This window comes from Enterococcus sp. AZ129, assembly GCF_051714505.1.
GTDB classification, from domain to species: Bacteria; Bacillota; Bacilli; order Lactobacillales; family Enterococcaceae; genus Enterococcus; species Enterococcus faecalis.
The window spans coordinates 1573724-1590926 of the sequence record NZ_JBIORY010000001.1; the positions used below are offsets into that span (position 1 = coordinate 1573724).

Here is a 17203-nt window from a genome sequence, read left to right on the forward strand (position 1 = left end):
CCTCTCACTAGTTATCCTCCTCATCAACAACGACCGTATAGACATATTTATGCCTAATTTCTCCGTTAACGACTTTTTTTATTGTTTGTGCTTCAATAGCTATTCCTTTACCATTTCTTGAACCGATATAGACAAATACTAATAGTTCAAAAAATAGTTTTTGACTCGATGTTAATTGCCTGTATTTTTCAAGTAATTCCTCTACCAAACTGTTAGCCTCCGATATTCAACTTCTTACGTTCTTCAACGTTTAGTTTTACTGGTTTAATTTGATACTTGTTTAAAAAGTTCTTAGTACCTATCTGATGTTCTTCTTGATGATGTTGACGACAACCAGCGTAAAAAGTAAATGTTTCGTGATTAATCTTTTGACGATTTCGCCCCATACCGACTACCTCGATATGACAAACATCGGCATGTTTCCCACAAATACAACACTTACGATATTTAAGGCAGTAATAAAACCATTTGTTATTTTCTAGCAAGTATTGGTATCTCTTTTCTAGTGGCACATCATTTTTCAAAATAAATTCGATTAAAAAACTAATCCATTCTGTTGCTTCATGTCGTGTAGCCTTACTGTGTTCAAAATACACACCGCTTTTAGCTTCGTAGTAATATTTTAAAACCCCTTCTATCCATTTAGGCTCGTCATAACTCCAACGAGCGATGTCAGCTATTAAAACATGAGAAAGTGCATTCTGTTTTTGAGACATTTGCCGATTGTCTAACAGTTCAACTTTTGCCAAATTATCATCATTGTTAGCTAGGAGATCGAGGAAATTTGAGTTAATTTCTTCCTCGAACTCGATAGCTAATTTATTTCCTTTATGTTTTATGATTTTTCCAATCATTCCATCACATCATTAAAAAATTGTTCATTTTCTAGCTTATGAATATTTCTATTGGTTAATTCCATTAGCTTATGATGTATTTCTGTGTCTAAATCTTCTATCTTTCCATCAAATTTTATAATCGTCAGAAATTGAGCTTCTACACTTTTTTCTGAAACTTTTTTTAACGCAGCTATTTTTTGGAAATTTGCTTTCAACTGTTCCAATTGTTTTTTAGTAATTTTCTTTACATTTTTTTCTTGTTTCTTGTATTCGTCTGTATCCGCATCTTTTGTATCATCAATTAGATATAATCCATTTAGCGCATACTTCCGTGCATACGAAGAAGCAGTTCCAGTAATTTGGCTATCATCCATCCCTTTCTTGGTAAGTGATTCTCTAGCGTATGCGGTGAAGCTTTCTTTTATAATGCCATCCGTTATAGTCGCAGTTGCCTTAATGTAATGCCAATCTCCGATTAGCAAAGGTTCATCTGATAGTGTCAAAAGTAATCCTTGCTCTGCATTTAGTGGCTTCACAGCATTTAGAATATCTTCTGCTGATCGATACTTATATTTTCCAAACGAGTTATATTGCCCTTTAGGAGCTTTTAATGCTGTTTGCACAGCAATTAGTTTTTCTACAAATGTTTTTTTATCTTCTGACATGTTCTCTCTCCTCTTTATAACAAACTGACCAACGACAAGGGTTTAATCGAATATAGTCTCCTGCATCAAAAAAGGTAACTTTAATGGGAATACAATCTTCATACTCATCAAGAATAAGTTCCATGTAATCTTCTGATTTCGTAATCTTTTCAATTGTTTTCCCTGAAATAGTATCCCTAAGCGTTACTTCCAATACTTCGTCATAGATTGTCAATACATTGTCTTTCCAATCTCTAATTTCTTCATCATCCTCTTCACTAAGCGTTTCAGGCGATTCTGTTAAATATTGATCTAGCGCATTTGCTTCTCTACGATTCATTCACAAAACCTCTTTTCTGTGTTACAATTTTTCTAGTGTAATTTTTGTATGCGACTAATTGCTTGGCGGCATAGTCGCTTTTTTCATCATGCAATCCCTCTGCGCTCTTTTTGTTGCGCAATGTATAGTTGACTTTTTTGTTGCTTGTACCATAAATCAGCTAATCTTTTTGCTTGTTGCAATTTTTCTTTTCTTGTCATTTCTTATCCTCCCTCAAATCATCTAGACTAATTCCCAATGCATCCGCCAATTTACAAGCTAACTCAAAACTTGGTTTTTTAATTCTTCCTTTCTTTAATTCAGTAATTACAGAACCATGAACCTTCATCTTTTTAGCTAATTTATATTGGCTCATCTCTTTTTCTTGCATAATTTCTTCTATTTTTTTCCACATAATCTTATCTCCCTTTTTACGAACATATTTTCGCAACATTTGTAACACAATAAATACAACATGTAGTATCAACTTAACATTTAATACAGTATATTGTGATATATTTACAAAGAATAAAGACCTAATGCCAACTGAGCTTTATTCAAATACTTATGGAAAGTAGGTGATACTATGGGTGTTAAAATCAAGGTTAAAGTCCCTAGTAAAGCTAAAATTAGACGTGAGCTTACTAAGGCTGTCCGCAAAAATTTGATTTGTTTCAATTGTGGTAGAAAACTCCCTAGCGGAGTTTCTAGCTCTGTAACTTGCCCTGCTTGCGGTGCAAAAACTAAATTGAATTAGTCATAAAATTCAACTCTTATTAAAACTACCTGCCCAATGACTACTCCAATAGCCAATGCGGTGAGTAGTTTTTTTATTTGTTTCTTTTTATTCATATTTAATTCCTCTTCTTTTTTTAGAGTATTGATACTTGGCCTCGTCCCAATCAAAAAACCAACGTATAAAGATTGGTACAATGAATATGGTCACTACTACCACTGAAAATTGACTTTTCAAGAACGCACCTAGTGCAATCATCACTAAAAATGCTCCTATCAATCGTGCTTCTCGGATTGCTTTCATGATTAACCTCCTATGCTATTGATTTATATAATTTTTTTTTGCTAAAATTCTCTTATCAGTGAGTGGTCCACTGAAATAACTAATAAGGTGGTGAATATGAGTGGAAATGATTCCTGTTTCTTCTAGTAATATGGTTGCTGTTGGATATAATTCATCCAATCAAGAGTTGACGGTCCAATTCCACAACGGTGTTTATACGCATACAGGTGTGCCTCATTATATTTACGAGGGACTATTGTCGTCTTCTTCAAAAGGTAGCTACTATCATCAAAATATTAAAAGGTACCCTTTCAGACGTGGATACTAATCAGTCCCATGCAGGTGTTGGCTCTGACCAGTCAACACTTGTTTGTTCGATTCTATCTATGCTAATTTCAATTTTCATATTAGGATTACCATGTTCTTTTAATAGCTCTACAATTTTCAATGCTAGTTCACGTATTTTTTCTTTTCCTTCTTCATTCATTTCAAATTACCTCCTACACTATGTCGTTTAAATCAAAATTCATTTGTCTTACAACTATTTTTGTTTATGTGGACGGTTCCCAGCGGACAAGATGGAAAAATTCAACGTCGGGACAGCTACGGAAACGATCCGTTTCCACCAAAGGGTTAATCATACTTAGGTGTTAGTCTAATTACGTAACCATCCGCAGGAGTTGCATCAGTCAATGTGACTTCTGCTATTTTTTCCCCTTCTTCTGTTTCAACGATTAACCTTGTGTAATTTTCTTCGTTTAGAATACCCATTTTTTCTTCGTTCATTTTCTTCCCTCCCATTGGTTTTTCATAATTACTAAGTTGTCCATTTTTCTCAGTCCTTTTATTTTCTGATATGGTATTACCTTTTCGACTTCCACAATTTGTACTCTTCTCTTGCCTGTATAAATTGTTCTAAATCATAAATCTTTGCGTTACCTCTTTTGTCAATTTCTTCTAAACGACCTATTTTTTTGATCATGTTAAACGTGTCATCACCCAACTTGAATTTCTTTTGTAATTCTTTTTTGGTAAAACTAGTTTTTTTACTAGCTACATATATTTCTTCGTTCAGCAATATATATTCACGTTTTGCAACTAGACGTTGATATTTTTCTTGAAGTTCCAATGCAGATTTTTGGCAATCAATAATCTGTTCAGATACTTCTTTTATTTCGCTGTCTAGTTGTTCTGTTAGAAAGTCGATTCCCTGCATTTTTTCACCTCACGCTGATTGATTTCTATTTATTTTTTTTGATAAAATTTCCTTATCAGTGAGTGGTCCACTGAAATAACTGATAAGGAGGATTATTGGTAATGAAGCAAACTATTATGGATGCTTTATCAAAGCAAAAAAGAGTTACCTTTGTTTTTGATAAAGATTTTCGTTTTTCTGCAACTACTTTGATTGATGAACTACCAAATGACAATAATTATATTCATGTTAAATTAGATGATTATATTGATAGTAAAATTATCAATCTCTCTACAGTTAAGTTTGTTAATATTATTTAAAATTAAAACGTAATACTTTCAATTAGCTTTGCAATGGCCCAAATCATTGCAGGGCTTTTCTTTTTACTAGAATTCAAATATTCTTGAATAAACTTTTCAATTGACTTGTATGTTTCCTTACTTAACATTCTCTGAATACCTCCTAATAGAACTTATCCCTTTTTAACTTCATAGCTAAAGCCATGTTTATCAAAAAGTAAAATTCCTGTTCCTGACTCAATAATTATTTGATTATCTATCATACGTATTGTCCCTTCCATACTCCACACCTCCTAGGCTGGTTGTTTCAATATCCACCTCTTGATAAAATATTTTCGAAAGGTGGTGATTTGTATGGGTAAAAATCAATGGGTATCTCCTAGAAATGTAAATGGGCTGTTCATGGTGAAGGAAATTCCAAAGATACAAAAGTTTTTGATAAAAAATCAGATGCAATTGAGTATGGTAAAAAGATTTCTAAAAAACAGCAATCTGAATTTATTGTCCAAAAAAAGAATGGACAAATACAATCAAAGGATAGTTTTGGAAACGATCCTATACCTCCACGTGATAAAGAACATTAATCGTATCTAGGAGTCATTCGAACTCGAAAACCTTCGCATGGTTCAATATCATCAGCAGTGATAACTGCGATTGTTTTCGGGTTTTCTTCATCTGTTTCAACAGCAATTTTCGTATATTCTTCAAGAGTTGTTACATTTAAATGCTTTTCTGAACATCGCTTAACATATTCTTCATATGCTTTAATGTACTCTTCCTTTGAGACTGGTGGATATTTGAAGCTACGTCCTTCAAATATGTTTCTAGTTTCTTTTGCTTCTTGTTGATTTTTATCCATCCTTCTCACCTCCTATGCTGGTTGTTTTGATTCCCACCTCTTGATAAAATTAGCCCAAGGAGGTGAAATATATATGGAAAAATATATTGTTTCTGTTGAATTAGAAAGAGCTTCAAACGCTAATTCGCTTCAATCCATTATTCAGAGTGTTTCAAAAGACTTTATTCAGATACAGCCTAACGTATGGATAATCTTGTCAAACAAAACAATTATACAAATCAGAGATTCGTTTTTTCAGGTAATCACCAAACAAGACCGACTGTTTATTGGCGGATTGACCTCGAACTACGAAGGTCTGTTTACTTCTAGCGATAGTGATTATTTACGTCAGAAAATTTATCGCCGTTAGCTGTCACAGGTTCTCCTTCTTCACACTCTTTTTGTTTAATCGTGATTGTAACTGTATCTTTATCTATCAGTTCACTCACGATTTTTTGAGCTTCTTCAATACTATTAGCATCATAATTACTTCCACTTTTTGAATTACTTCTATTAATTTTTATCATCTCTATTACCTCCTATGCTGGCCGACCTGTTACCGTTTGGTTACTAAATTTATAAAAAAAATAGTACTGAGGATCAATCTCCAATACTTCTTGCGCTTTAGCAACTTCTTTTAACGTAAAATCACGTTCTCCATTTTCTTTTTTTCTATAAGTAACGGGGTTCATACCTAACAATTTTGCCATATCAACTTGTGTTAAACCTCTTTCTGCTCTTAAGCCTTTTAATCGATTAAAAGCTTTTTCCATTTAATCTCACCTCCTCGAGTTACCATTCGGTTACAAATTGAGTATACTACACTTTTTACCAATGTCAACACTTTTTTTACCATTTGGTAACTTTTTTATTTACTTTTTGTACTTATCGCATTATACTTTGTATTGTAAAGAAAATTTGGAGGTGATAAAATATGAATGAGAAGTTATTTCCAGAAAGGCTTAAAGAATTACGAATAGAAAAAGGAATAACTTTAGAAGAATTGGCAAAAAATATAGGTACAACTAAAACAACTTTATCAAGATATGAAAATGGTGAAAGATCACCCAAGCTACAATTAGTAGGTTTACTTGCAAACTATTTTCAAGTGGATATGGCTTGGTTGTCGGGGCAATCTATTTATAAAAATACCTTAGACGTCTTACCTGTCTACAATCAACTCACACCATCTCGCCAACAAAAAGTTTATGATTTTGCAGAGAATCAATTGAAAGAGCAAGAACAAGAGATTAAACGAGAAAATAACCCCATCACTTCTTTAGAACAATTTAGAAAGAGAAAAGAAGAAGACATAATTTATGGGACTACAAAATGGTATGGGGCTGTGTCTGCAGGAACAGGCGAATTTTTAACAGATGAAACTTGTGAAGAAATAGAGTTACCTATTGAACAAATACCAGATGAGGCAGATTTTTGTCTAAGTGTTAACGGCGATTCTATGGAACCTATCTTCCATGATAACGATTACGTTTTTGTAAAACGGCAGTCAGAGATTTTTAGCGGTAACATCGGCGTTGTTATTGTGAACGGTGAATCGTTTTTAAAGCGAATCTGGTTTGAAAATAACCTTATTAGACTGGAATCATTCAATAAAAAATACAAAGATATTATCATTACTGAAAATGATGAGTTCAGAATCGTTGGAAAAGTGGTTATGTAATGGAAAAATTTTTAGAATATTTAATACTATTTTTTAAAATAGCCCCTTATATTCTTATTGTTTTACTAGTTTTGATTACTAACATCTCTGTTATCTTATGGAAAACAAGAGACAAACAGAAAAAATAAATATAACTAAAAAACGACTAATCAGAAACTTTGGAAAGTGGTTTTATGTTAACGAAAAAGAACCACCTGACCAATTTGGCTAGGTGGTTTTTATATAAATATTTTTTAGAAATGAGGAATTTTTATATGAAAAAAATTTTATTATCATCTGTTGTTCTTTTATCACTTATTTATTCATCGCAAACTGTATATGGGGAAACGACTAGCAGCTCGACTACAAATTCTAATATTGCTACAACAGATAGTACCTTTACTACAACGAATGATTTAGCTAGTAGCACTACATCCTCTAGCGTTGAAACTGACACTAGTTCAAGTTCTTCAACTCAAGCAGAATCAGAGCATAGTACTACTATCGATAGTTCAAGAACATCAACTGAATCCCAATCTTCAAGTTCCGTTGACAGTTCAAGTACTAGTAGCTCGACAAAACCAACTACTGTCCCAACTCCAGAACCAACAGAAAAACCTAGCGCTGTACCAAAGCCTTTTTTGACTGCTAAAAACGGTCAATACAATGTTGAAAATGGCGTAAAACTTACAAAAAATGATTTATTAAGCTTAGTTAGTTACACATATGGAGATAAATCAAATTTAGATATTGTTATAACAAGTAACTATGCATATGTTTCTAAAAACGGGCAACAAAATTCAAAAGTTTATCATACTGATCTTGATGCATTACTTGGAACAGCAAATTTAAATAATATTCAGTTAATGACAATTTCGCAAGCCCAAAAACTTGGCTTAACTCTTGCACAAGGAAATGCTAATAAAAATATCGAAGTAATTAATTGTTCATTGCCAGGGCAATATAATGTTTCATTTACTGATAAAAACAATCCCGAAACAACAATACAAACAACAGTAACTATTGGTAATCCTGCATCATCACTTTCAACAGAAAACACTGAAAATTCTGTAACCGTTAATTCAACAGCAAATAATGTACCTGTTCAAAATGAAATATCTAATGTAAACACATTGTCACAAAAAGAAGCTAAAACAATGCCAAATTCAGCATCTAAAGCTACTTTGCCAAAAACTGGAGAAAAAGGCAATCATACTTTACCTATTGTTGGATTATTTTTCCTTTTAGTATCTAGTGCTTTTATATTAATTAAAAAAATTGGATAACAAGAAAAGCCTTCGGGCTTTTCTTTAAAAAAACATAAGAACATACATTCGAGAAAGGAAGAAAACTATGTACCTAGATGAATTCAAAAAATATTTAGAAGAAAATTGTAGAGCAAAAAATATCTTTTTAGAAAAAGCAATTGATTATCAAAATGAAAAAAATCAAAAACGTCCAAAAGACAAACGCTGGAATCTAATTAAATTAGAACATGAAGTAAACAACATGTGGGAAACTACTGTTAGCAATTTGTATAACCAAATTAGTCCTCATGTACCTAAATGTCCGCTCGAAGATTATTGGCGTAAACAATGGTTAGAGTTTATTGATGAGCATAATGTTTTAAACTATTTCGAAGAAAGTGTTGCGGAACTTGAATTTGAGTAAAAAAGGAGTTCATAAATATGGCTACAATAAAAAAATATACAAAGAAAGATGGTTCAACTGCCTATATGTTCAATGCATATTTAGGCATTGATCCATTAACGGGAAAATCTAAGCGTACAACTAGGCGTGGCTTTAAAACTCAAAAAGAAGCAAAACTTGCTCTTTCTCGTTTAGAATTGGAAGTAGACACAAAAGGCTTTGTAAAACAAAATTACAGCACATTTAAAGACGTTTACGAGCTTTGGTATGCTCAATATGTAAATACAGTTAAACCCATCACAGCAGGTCACACAGAGCGTATGTTTCGACTTCATATACTGCCAGAATTTGGGAATACTAGAATAAATAAAATAACTAAATTGATGTGCCAAAAAGTCGTTAACAAGTGGAGTAAAGAATACTCTGCTTTCCATTTACTTAAATCAATTACTCAAAAGATGTTAGACTATGCTGTTTCTCAAGATATTATTGAAATGAATCCAATGCAATATGTCGTGATGCCTAAAAAAAATCAATCAAACGAATCTGACAAAAAACAATTCTTAGAACTTACAGAGTTAAAACAGTTTTTAGAAGAAGCAAAAAGCAAGTTATCTTTTCAAGACTACCTAATGTTTCGAGTACTAGCTTTTACTGGCTTACGAAAAGGCGAATTGTATGCTTTAACTTGGGATGATATTAATATTTCACAAAAACAGTTAACTGTGAATAAAACATTAACCAGAATTGGAAAAAAATATATTATTTCCGAACCTAAAACCAAAGCATCAAAACGTACTATCGGACTTGATCAAACAACAGTATCTGAATTAAGCTTTTGGAAAAAACAACAAAAACAAGAACTTCTAAAATATGGTTTAAGAATAAAAAAGGATAGTGAACAACTAGTGTTTCATAAAAAGAATAATACTGTACATTATTTAGAACACATTAATCATCTACTATCTTCAAATTTGCAAACTGCTTTATCGCCTCATTCATTTCGTCATACTCACGCTTCGTTATTATTTGAATCTGGGGCTACAATTAAAGACGTTCAAAAAAGACTTGGTCACACCAATGTAAACACCACTATGGATATTTACACTCATGTAACCAAGTCCTCCGAAAGAAATGCAATCGAGAAATTATCTAATTATGCTAATTTCTAAATATGGTATTCAAATTGGTATTCAACGTTTTAGAAATCCATATATACAAAGCATTACACCCTGTTTTAGTATTTTAACAAGAAATATTTTTTCTTACCGCGACGAATCACAGTAAATTGTCCTTCGATTTTATCAGTTTCTGTCAATTCAGCTGCTAAATCTTGTCTACGTTCTCCATTGACGTAAATCGCTCCATTTTGAACATCTTCACGGGCTTGACGTTTGGATGGTTCTATTTTTGAGGTAACTAATAAGTCGACTAAACTTAATTGATCCTCTGGTTGCACCTCATACGTTGGTACATCTTTAAAGCCTTGTTTAATTTCTTCTGCTGTTAAGCTTTGGATATCCCCGCTGAACAACGCTTCTGAAATTTTAACCGCTTGATGATAGGCTGCTTCACCGTGGACTAAAGTAGTCACTTCTTTGGCTAACGCTTTTTGCGCAGCACGTTGACCTGGGTTCGCTGTAAATTCTTCTTCAATTGTTGCAATTTCATCCAATGTTAAGAAAGTAAAGTATTTCAAGAATTTCACGACATCACGATCATCTGTGTTAATCCAGAATTGATAAAATTCATATGGCGAAGTTTTTTCCGCATCTAGCCAAACTGCGTTTCCTTCTGTTTTACCAAATTTGGTACCATCTGCTTTTGTAATTAAAGGCATGGTTAAGCCGAATCCTTGAACTTCTTGTTCTCGGCGTAATAATTCAATCCCTGAAGTAATGTTTCCCCATTGATCACTGCCGCCTAATTGCAATAAACAGCCTTCTGTTTCGTACAATTTCAAGAAATCATACGCTTGTAATAATTGATACGCAAATTCAGTATAAGAAATTCCTGTTTCGATTCGGCGTTTCACGCTTTCTTTACTCATCATATAGTTAATCGTAAAGTTTTTTCCAACATCACGTAAGAAATCAATTAATGAAAGCTCTCCAAGCCAATCATAGTTATTTGCTAGAATCGCTGGATTTTTTTCATCTTCAAAATCGATAAAACGTGACAACTGGCCCTTAATACTTTCAGACCAAGCTTTCACTGTATCAAGTGTGTTTAAACTACGTTCTGCATCTTTGAATGATGGATCACCAATCATGCCTGTTCCGCCACCAACTAAAGCAATGGGCACATGGCCATTTTGTTGGAAACGACGTAACATAAGAATTGGCAGTAGATGCCCGATGTGTAAACTGTCTGCCGTTGGATCAAAGCCGATATATAATTTAACAGATTCTTCATTTAATTGTTTTTGTAAGGCTTCTTCATCTGTGACTTGGTAGACCAACCCACGGGCTTTTAATTCTTCAAAAAAAGCTGAATTCATGATTTTCCTCCTATAGTAAAACATAATAATAGATCAATTTCCCCTATTCATAGTAACCGATTCTGTCACACTTGAAAAGTCAAAAAATGAGATTTCCCTATTTTCTCTTAAGTTTTTTCAACAAAAAATGGCAATTGGTGTAGAAACTATTCATAGAAGCTTTTTTTTGCTATAATAACACAGAATGTATCATTTTATTGAGGTGAAGCTTTTGAAAAATAATTCAAGTAACAATAAGCAAAAACCAACGACCTCTTCTGGCGGCAATGTCTTTTTACTTATTTTAAATGTCATTATTCGCGTTTTTCAGTCATTAGTGGTTTTTGGGGTTATTCTGATTGTCTTAGGTGGCTCTCTTGGCTTAGGTATCGGAATGGGCTATTTTGCTTTTCTAGTTGAAGATACACAGCCCCCAACGAAGGAAGAATTGCAAAAAGAAATCAGTGATATTACCGAAGTGTCAAAAATGACTTACGCAGATGGTACTCCGATTGCTAACATCAAATCAGATTTAATTCGGACACGAATTAATGGCGATCAAATGTCTCCATTGCTAAAAAAAGCCATTATTTCAACAGAAGATGAATATTTTGAAGAACATCATGGGGTGGTACCAAAAGCGCTAGTTCGAGCGTTGATTTCTGATGCGACAGGTATCGGCGGTTCTTCTGGTGGTTCAACATTGACTCAGCAATTGGTCAAGCAACAGATTTTAACTGACGAAACGACTTTTAAACGGAAAGCCAACGAAATTTTATTAGCTTTACGTATTGAAAAATACTTTTCTAAGGACGAAATCGTGACAACGTATCTAAATGTCTCCCCTTTTGGTCGTAATAACAAAGGTGAAAATATTGCAGGCGTGGAAGAAGCAGCCAAAGGACTCTTTGGTAAAAGTGCCAAGGACTTGAATCTTCCTCAAGCGGCCTTTATCGCAGGACTTCCCCAAAGTCCCATTGTTTACACGCCCTATACTAACACTGGTGCCTTGAAAGACGATTTGTCTTTAGGAATGAAGAGAAAAGATTTTGTTCTTTTCAGTATGTACCGAGAAAAAGCTATTTCACAAAAGGAATATGAAGAAGCCAAAGCTTACGACTTGAAAAAAGACTTTTTACCAACTGAACAGGCCAATGTCAATACAGAAGGCTATCTATACTACACGGTGTTAGATAAAGCAGTTGAGATTGTCATGGATTTAGATATGAAAAAAGCTAAAGTTAATCGTGATGATTTAGATCAAGTTGGTTTAGATCAATATGAAGAACAAGCACGTCGCGAAATCCAGTCGCAAGGCTATACAATCCAATCAACCATTGATCAGAACATTTATAACACCATGCAAACCGCTGTCGCAAATTATGGTTATTTGCTTGATGATGGCACTGCAGATGTCAATGGGAATACAATGATTGAAACTGGCAATATTTTAATGGATAACGCTACTGGTCGTATCCTCGGTTTTATCGGCGGCAGAAACTTCGATATAAATCAAAACAACCATGCCTTTAATGCCGATCGTCAAGTTGGTTCTACGATTAAACCAATTTCTGTCTATGGTCCTGCGATTGATCAAGGACTCATTGGTTCTGAAAGTCGTCTGGCCAACTACCCAACGACTTATGCTGATGGTACAGAATTTGTTAATTCCACAAATGTGGATTTAAATCAATTCGTGACTGTTCGGAATGCCTTGAATTGGTCTTTCAATATCCCTGTCGTTCATGTTAATAATGAGCTAAGGAAAAAAATGGGTGATGATAATTTCTCTTACAATCACTACTTAAGTAAAATGAACTATCCAGCTTCAGATGCTTGGGCTTACGAATCTGCGCCATTGGGTTCAGTAGAAACAAATGTTGTAACACAAACAAACGGCTTCCAAGCGCTTGCTAACAAAGGTAAATATCAAAAAGCCTACATGATTGAAAAAATCACAGACAATAGCGGACATGTGGTCTACGAACACAAAGATGAAGGAACGCAAGTTTATTCACCGGCGACCGCTTCTATTATGAATGACTTGTTGCGCTCAGTGGTGGATTCTGCGAATACGACAAAATTCAAACCAACATTAGCTGGCTTGAATCCTCATTTAGCCAGTGCTGATTGGGTCGGAAAAACTGGGACAACTAATGACTATAAAGATTCATGGCTGATTGTCTCTACCCCGACTGTGACACTAAGTTCTTGGTCAGGACATGATCTACCAGCGCCAATGACGACGACCAGCGGCGACAATAATGGGAATTATATGGCTAACTTAGCTAACGCGCTGTACTATGCGAATCCAGAATTGTTTGGTATTGGTCAAAAATTTGAATTAGACCCAAGTGTCATTAAATCAAAAGTTTCTGAATTTACTGGTGAAAAACCTGGCTCAATTACCTATAATGGTGCCAAGTTCAACACACCTGGCAAAACAACGACTTCATACTATGCCAAAGATGGTGCACCACAAAGTACCTATAAATTTGGGATCGGTGGAACAGACAGCAATTACGCTTCTTACTGGGGAAATCTTGCTCCACGTGCCACTACAAATAATAACAACAATAACAATAAAAACAACGATAATAAAAAGAATAATAATTAACTCGCTAAAATGAGCCAGAAAACGTATTTTTCTGGCTCATTTTTAGGTATCAAAAAACGGCTAAACTAAGAGTTAACGCTCTTAGTTTAGCCGTTTAATTCAATTTATTTTGTTGAACCTTTTTGATCAATTCCATAAGGTAAAACAACTGTTTTTTCTTCAATTTCTTCTTTGTTCATTAGTTTTGTTAATAAGCGCATTGACACGGCACCGATATCATATAAAGGTTGTGTAATACTTGATAGACGTGGACGAGAGACTTCTGTAAGCAATGAGTTATTGCTTGTAATGATTTCAAATTCTTCTGGAACTTTCACACCAGCATCTAGCATCCCATCTAATAAACCAATCGCTAGCTCATCGTCTGTAACAAAGGCAGCTGTTGCTCCACTGTTACGGACACGCTCAGCCAAATTAATACCTGCTTTAAATTTATATTCAGATTCAAAAACTAAGCCTTCATTATAAGACAAGCCATTTTCCGCTAAAGCTTCTTTGTAGCCTTTCATCCGGTTTTGACCATTAATTGGATCGATTAATGCACCACTAACAAAAGCAATTTTTTTGTTCCCATTTTTCGCTAAAGTCGCTGTTGCGTCTTTCGTTGCTTCTGTGTAATCAATATTAACGCTACCGACTTGTTCGTCTGGATCAATTGAACCTGCTAAGACAACAGGCGTTTTTGAACGTGAAAATTCACCACGAATATCATCTGTAATGCGATGACCCATAAAGATAATCCCATCTACTTGCTTGGCAAGTAAATTGTTTAATACAGTAACTTCTTTTTGATCGTCTCCATCTGAATTAGCTAAAATGATATTATATTTATACATTGTAGCCACGTCGTCAATGCCACGTGCTAATGAAGCAAAAAATGCATTACTAACATCTGGAATAATGACACCCACTGTTGTCGTTTTTTTACTTGCTAAACCACGTGCGACTGCGTTAGGACGGTAATCTAAGCGATCAATCACTTCTAAGACTTTTTTACGCGTTGCTGGTTTTACATTGGGATTACCATTGACAACACGAGAAACAGTAGCCATAGATACATTTGCCTCTCTAGCAACATCATAAATTGTAATTGTTTGTTTTTCCATGTTTCTTCTCCTATAAATATGAATTTGTTCTCATTTTCTGAAAACACTGTTTACATTTCTTTCCTAGCCTAGAATATCAAAATTCTTCTATTTTTGCAACCGTTTTATCGTTTTTTCATGAAAATTTACTTTCCATTTCAAAAGGAACTTTTTGTCATTTCATGTTATGATAGTACTGTGATTCACTTCAGAATAAAAGAAAGAAGGATGTTTTATGAATCAAGAAAAAATTACCGATTTAAAAAATTGGATGCACCAAGAAAAGATTGACTTCACTTATATTAGTGATCCTGGTCATATCGCTTACTTTTCCGGTTACGAAAGCGAACCTCATGAGCGCGTGTTAGCTTTGTTTATCGCTGCGGACGACCAATCATTTTTATTTACACCTGCATTGGAAGTCGAAGATGCCGAAAAGAGTAGTTGGACTTATCCCGTTTATGGTTATTTAGATAGCGAAAATCCTTGGGAAAAAATTGCGGCTTTATTAAATAAACGAACACAAGGCACACCACGCTTTGCTTTAGAAAAACAAGCTCTTTCTTTAGCTCGTTTCGATCAATTGAAAACCTATTTCCCAGCTAGCGATTTTTCGCATGATGTTACGCCTTTAATTGAAAAACTTCAATTAATTAAAACAGAACCTGAAATTCAACGTTTACTAGAAGCTGGTAGTTGGGCTGATGTCGCTTTTGAGATTGGCTTCAAAGCAATTCAAGCAGGCGTTGCGGAACAAGAAATTGTTGCTGAAATCGAGTATCAATTAAAACGTCAAGGCATTCGCTCAATGAGTTTTGATACGTTAGTCTTAACAGGAAAAAACGGAGCTAGTCCTCACGGGGTACCTGGCGAAACAAAAATTGAGCCCCATGACTTAGTGTTATTTGATTTAGGTGTCGTTCATAATGGCTATTGTAGTGATGCCACACGAACAGTCAGCTACTTGGAACCTTCTGATTTCCAAAAAGAAATTTATGGAATTGTTTTAGAAGCACAATTAGCAGCAACTGAAGCGGTGAAACCTGGTGTTACAGCAGGCGAATTAGATGATATTGCCCGAGGTGTAATTACAAAAGCTGGTTATGGTGAATACTTTAACCATCGCTTAGGCCATGGCATTGGAACCACTGTCCATGAATACCCATCGCTGGTTCATGGCAATGATTTAGTCATTGAAGAAGGTATGTGTTTCTCTATTGAGCCCGGTATTTACATTCCTGGAAAAGTAGGCGTTCGTATTGAAGATTGTTTACACGTAACGAAAACAGGCTCCGAACCATTCACTAAGACAACCAAAGAATTGCAAATTATTGAATAGCATAAAAATAAAATGAGGCCATCAGTCAACCGGACTGATGGCCTCATTTCTAAATTTTAAGGTAAGCCGCTGAACAAAAGCAACACGATCCGTTGCTAACTTTCATAAGCTAAACGCTTGTTACCCTTTAAATTCTTTTTTTACATCTTTCGCTACATCTTTAACATCTTCTTTTGCTTCTGCAGCTTTTCCAGGAACATCTTTGGTGGTTTCTTTTGCTTCATCGACACCAGCAGAAACAGTTTCTTTGGCCGCTGCCGCAGAATCTTTAACGTCAATATAGATATCTTCTGCTGCATCTTCGGCAATTTCACCTAAATCTTCTGCGTGATCTTGAGCATCGTCAGCTGCTTTTTTAAATTGATCAGATAAATCACCTGTTTGTTTTTTAAAGTTATCAAGCATGTCGCCAGAAACACCTTGTGCTTTATCCAATGAATCTTTTGTTTTTTCTTTGACAGAACCTGCCAAATCAGAGGCTTGATCTGATAAAACGCCGGCTTTTTGTTTTGCGATTTCTGTTAATTCTGTTCCTTTTTGAACAGCATAATCTGTGTAATCTTGCGCTTTGTTTTTTAAATCATCTGTTTGATTTGATAAATCATCACGTAATTCTTTACCTGATTTTGGTGCAAGTAATAATGCGGCAACGGCTGCTGCTGTTCCACCAATTACTGCTCCTAAGAAAAATCCGCCTTTTTTAGCCATAAAAATCTCCTCCAATTAGTTATTTGTTTTTTTATTTTTTGAACGCATTGCTCTAAAAGCAGAACCGCCTACTTTACTCACTAAACCAGCTTTCGCTGTGCCTTTCCCTACGGTTCCTACCTTCGTAATCAAATGTTTACTTGAGGTGTTCAATTCAGAGACACTTTCGCTTAAATCAGCAACGGCCGTAAACAACGGATCAATCGTTGCCACTTTTTGATTCACATCTGTCAATAGTTCATTACTTTTAACAAGCAAGCCTTCCACTTGGCGACTCAATACATTCACATCGCTAGTCACGACTTTGATTGTTGTATTTGTTTCATCAATTGTATCTTCAATTTTTGAAACAACTTGAGAAACTTTATATAACACAAGTACTAAAAAGATGACTAAAACAACAAATGCTACCGCTGCAATTAAGGCAGCAATTTCCCCACCTGACATATCATTACTCCCCTCTGAAATTTTATTTATAATCTTAGGATAACACCAACTTATATTTTTCACAACTCA

The 17203-nt window shown here is 34.6% G+C and carries 25 protein-coding genes and 1 pseudogene; 9 read left to right on the top strand and 17 right to left on the bottom strand.

The features are described from left to right. Positions 1-7 precede the first annotated feature (7 nt). From IGJ90_RS07845 to IGJ90_RS07870, 6 genes are all read right to left on the bottom strand, one after another. Positions 8-208: a hypothetical protein gene (locus IGJ90_RS07845; RefSeq protein ID WP_438767932.1), complete on the bottom strand. Its 201-nt coding sequence runs from the start codon at positions 206-208 to the stop codon at positions 8-10. A gap of 4 nt (positions 209-212) precedes the next feature. After that, entirely contained in the window at positions 213-854 is a 642-nt protein-coding gene (locus IGJ90_RS07850; protein ID WP_002363343.1) for a putative HNHc nuclease, read from the bottom strand. After that, a complete protein-coding gene (locus IGJ90_RS07855) occupies positions 851-1501 on the bottom strand; it encodes an ERF family protein (protein ID WP_161994452.1) in 651 nt (216 codons plus the stop codon). The genes IGJ90_RS07850 and IGJ90_RS07855 overlap by 4 nt, the downstream gene beginning before the upstream one ends. Then, positions 1488-1820 (bottom strand): hypothetical protein, encoded by a 333-nt coding sequence (locus IGJ90_RS07860; protein ID WP_438709752.1) that lies wholly within the window; start codon positions 1818-1820, stop codon positions 1488-1490. The genes IGJ90_RS07855 and IGJ90_RS07860 overlap by 14 nt, the downstream gene beginning before the upstream one ends. A 196-nt stretch (positions 1821-2016) precedes the next feature. Further along, positions 2017-2214 (bottom strand): helix-turn-helix domain-containing protein, encoded by a 198-nt coding sequence (locus IGJ90_RS07865; RefSeq protein ID WP_430610729.1) that lies wholly within the window; start codon positions 2212-2214, stop codon positions 2017-2019. Positions 2215-2643: 429 nt separating this feature from the next. Next, on the bottom strand, positions 2644-2838 hold the full coding sequence (locus IGJ90_RS07870; protein ID WP_325817408.1) for a hypothetical protein: 195 nt from the start codon (positions 2836-2838) through the stop codon (positions 2644-2646). 106 nt (positions 2839-2944) lie between these two features. On the opposite strand from IGJ90_RS07870, the gene IGJ90_RS07875 reads away from it, so the two are divergent. Continuing rightward, the gene (locus IGJ90_RS07875; protein ID WP_154081271.1) at positions 2945-3145 is read left to right on the top strand and encodes a KTSC domain-containing protein; all 201 of its coding nucleotides are present in this window, start codon (positions 2945-2947) and stop codon (positions 3143-3145) included. Here IGJ90_RS07875 and IGJ90_RS07880 read toward each other — a convergent pair whose 3' ends face one another. The 3 genes from IGJ90_RS07880 to IGJ90_RS07890 form a co-directional block, all read right to left on the bottom strand. Then, a complete protein-coding gene (locus IGJ90_RS07880) occupies positions 3146-3304 on the bottom strand; it encodes a hypothetical protein (RefSeq protein ID WP_438767935.1) in 159 nt (52 codons plus the stop codon). 146 nt (positions 3305-3450) lie between these two features. Further along, positions 3451-3603 (bottom strand): hypothetical protein, encoded by a 153-nt coding sequence (locus IGJ90_RS07885; RefSeq protein ID WP_175577906.1) that lies wholly within the window; start codon positions 3601-3603, stop codon positions 3451-3453. A gap of 76 nt (positions 3604-3679) precedes the next feature. Next, positions 3680-4033: a hypothetical protein gene (locus tag IGJ90_RS07890; RefSeq protein ID WP_438767937.1), complete on the bottom strand. Its 354-nt coding sequence runs from the start codon at positions 4031-4033 to the stop codon at positions 3680-3682. A 101-nt stretch (positions 4034-4134) separates the two neighbouring features. Here IGJ90_RS07890 and IGJ90_RS07895 point away from each other — a divergent pair, with 101 nt between their 5' ends. After that, complete coding sequence (locus tag IGJ90_RS07895; protein WP_242384544.1) at positions 4135-4332, top strand: hypothetical protein; 198 nt, start codon at positions 4135-4137, stop codon at positions 4330-4332. Between the two features lie 2 nt (positions 4333-4334). Here IGJ90_RS07895 and IGJ90_RS07900 read toward each other — a convergent pair whose 3' ends face one another. Continuing rightward, positions 4335-4460, bottom strand: a complete 126-nt coding sequence (locus IGJ90_RS07900) for a hypothetical protein (RefSeq protein ID WP_277992524.1) — start codon at positions 4458-4460, stop codon at positions 4335-4337. 205 nt (positions 4461-4665) lie between these two features. Here IGJ90_RS07900 and IGJ90_RS07905 point away from each other — a divergent pair. Beyond that, positions 4666-4895: pseudogene (locus IGJ90_RS07905) on the top strand (DUF2188 domain-containing protein). Here the strand turns inward: IGJ90_RS07905 and IGJ90_RS07910 are convergent. The 3 genes from IGJ90_RS07910 to IGJ90_RS07920 all read right to left on the bottom strand — a co-directional run bounded on the left by IGJ90_RS07910 (position 4892) and on the right by IGJ90_RS07920 (position 5922). Then, positions 4892-5170 carry a hypothetical protein gene (locus IGJ90_RS07910; protein WP_263307712.1) on the bottom strand — a complete coding sequence of 93 codons (279 nt, stop codon included), beginning with the start codon at positions 5168-5170 and terminating at the stop codon, positions 4892-4894. The pseudogene IGJ90_RS07905 and the gene IGJ90_RS07910 sit on opposite strands and share 4 nt — an antisense overlap. A 305-nt stretch (positions 5171-5475) precedes the next feature. Continuing rightward, on the bottom strand, positions 5476-5676 hold the full coding sequence (locus IGJ90_RS07915) for a hypothetical protein (protein WP_070363880.1): 201 nt from the start codon (positions 5674-5676) through the stop codon (positions 5476-5478). 12 nt (positions 5677-5688) lie between these two features. Further along, complete coding sequence (locus IGJ90_RS07920) at positions 5689-5922, bottom strand: helix-turn-helix transcriptional regulator (RefSeq protein WP_128704547.1); 234 nt, start codon at positions 5920-5922, stop codon at positions 5689-5691. A gap of 161 nt (positions 5923-6083) precedes the next feature. On the opposite strand from IGJ90_RS07920, the gene IGJ90_RS07925 reads away from it, so the two are divergent. The 4 genes from IGJ90_RS07925 (at position 6084) to IGJ90_RS07940 (ending at position 9631) form a co-directional block, all read left to right on the top strand. Next, positions 6084-6830, top strand: a complete 747-nt coding sequence (locus IGJ90_RS07925; RefSeq protein ID WP_438767941.1) for a helix-turn-helix domain-containing protein — start codon at positions 6084-6086, stop codon at positions 6828-6830. Positions 6831-7084: 254 nt separating this feature from the next. Continuing rightward, positions 7085-8095 carry an LPXTG cell wall anchor domain-containing protein gene (locus IGJ90_RS07930; RefSeq protein ID WP_070363885.1) on the top strand — a complete coding sequence of 337 codons (1011 nt, stop codon included), beginning with the start codon at positions 7085-7087 and terminating at the stop codon, positions 8093-8095. A gap of 67 nt (positions 8096-8162) precedes the next feature. Continuing rightward, a complete protein-coding gene (locus tag IGJ90_RS07935; RefSeq protein ID WP_438709756.1) occupies positions 8163-8480 on the top strand; it encodes a hypothetical protein in 318 nt (105 codons plus the stop codon). A gap of 17 nt (positions 8481-8497) precedes the next feature. Beyond that, positions 8498-9631, top strand: coding sequence for a tyrosine-type recombinase/integrase (locus IGJ90_RS07940; RefSeq protein ID WP_438709757.1), 1134 nt, complete (start codon positions 8498-8500; stop codon positions 9629-9631). A 65-nt stretch (positions 9632-9696) separates the two neighbouring features. Here the strand turns inward: IGJ90_RS07940 and tyrS are convergent, their stop codons facing one another. Then, on the bottom strand, positions 9697-10959 hold the full coding sequence (gene tyrS, locus IGJ90_RS07945; RefSeq protein ID WP_002357324.1) for a tyrosine--tRNA ligase: 1263 nt from the start codon (positions 10957-10959) through the stop codon (positions 9697-9699). A 184-nt stretch (positions 10960-11143) separates the two neighbouring features. Here tyrS and IGJ90_RS07950 point away from each other — a divergent pair, with 184 nt between their 5' ends. Further along, positions 11144-13555 (top strand): transglycosylase domain-containing protein, encoded by a 2412-nt coding sequence (locus IGJ90_RS07950; protein WP_085443876.1) that lies wholly within the window; start codon positions 11144-11146, stop codon positions 13553-13555. Positions 13556-13659: 104 nt separating this feature from the next. On the opposite strand, the gene ccpA is transcribed toward IGJ90_RS07950, so the two are convergent. After that, positions 13660-14661, bottom strand: coding sequence for a catabolite control protein A (gene ccpA, locus IGJ90_RS07955; RefSeq protein WP_002357319.1), 1002 nt, complete (start codon positions 14659-14661; stop codon positions 13660-13662). Positions 14662-14875: 214 nt separating this feature from the next. Between ccpA and IGJ90_RS07960 the strand changes: the two genes are divergently transcribed. Further along, positions 14876-15979 carry an aminopeptidase P family protein gene (locus IGJ90_RS07960; RefSeq protein WP_002357318.1) on the top strand — a complete coding sequence of 368 codons (1104 nt, stop codon included), beginning with the start codon at positions 14876-14878 and terminating at the stop codon, positions 15977-15979. A 120-nt stretch (positions 15980-16099) separates the two neighbouring features. Here IGJ90_RS07960 and IGJ90_RS07965 read toward each other — a convergent pair whose 3' ends face one another. Both IGJ90_RS07965 and IGJ90_RS07970 read right to left on the bottom strand, forming a co-directional pair. Beyond that, on the bottom strand, positions 16100-16687 hold the full coding sequence (locus tag IGJ90_RS07965) for a YtxH domain-containing protein (RefSeq protein WP_025186627.1): 588 nt from the start codon (positions 16685-16687) through the stop codon (positions 16100-16102). A 15-nt stretch (positions 16688-16702) separates the two neighbouring features. Further along, entirely contained in the window at positions 16703-17134 is a 432-nt protein-coding gene (locus tag IGJ90_RS07970; RefSeq protein ID WP_002357316.1) for a DUF948 domain-containing protein, read from the bottom strand. Positions 17135-17203 lie beyond the last annotated feature (69 nt).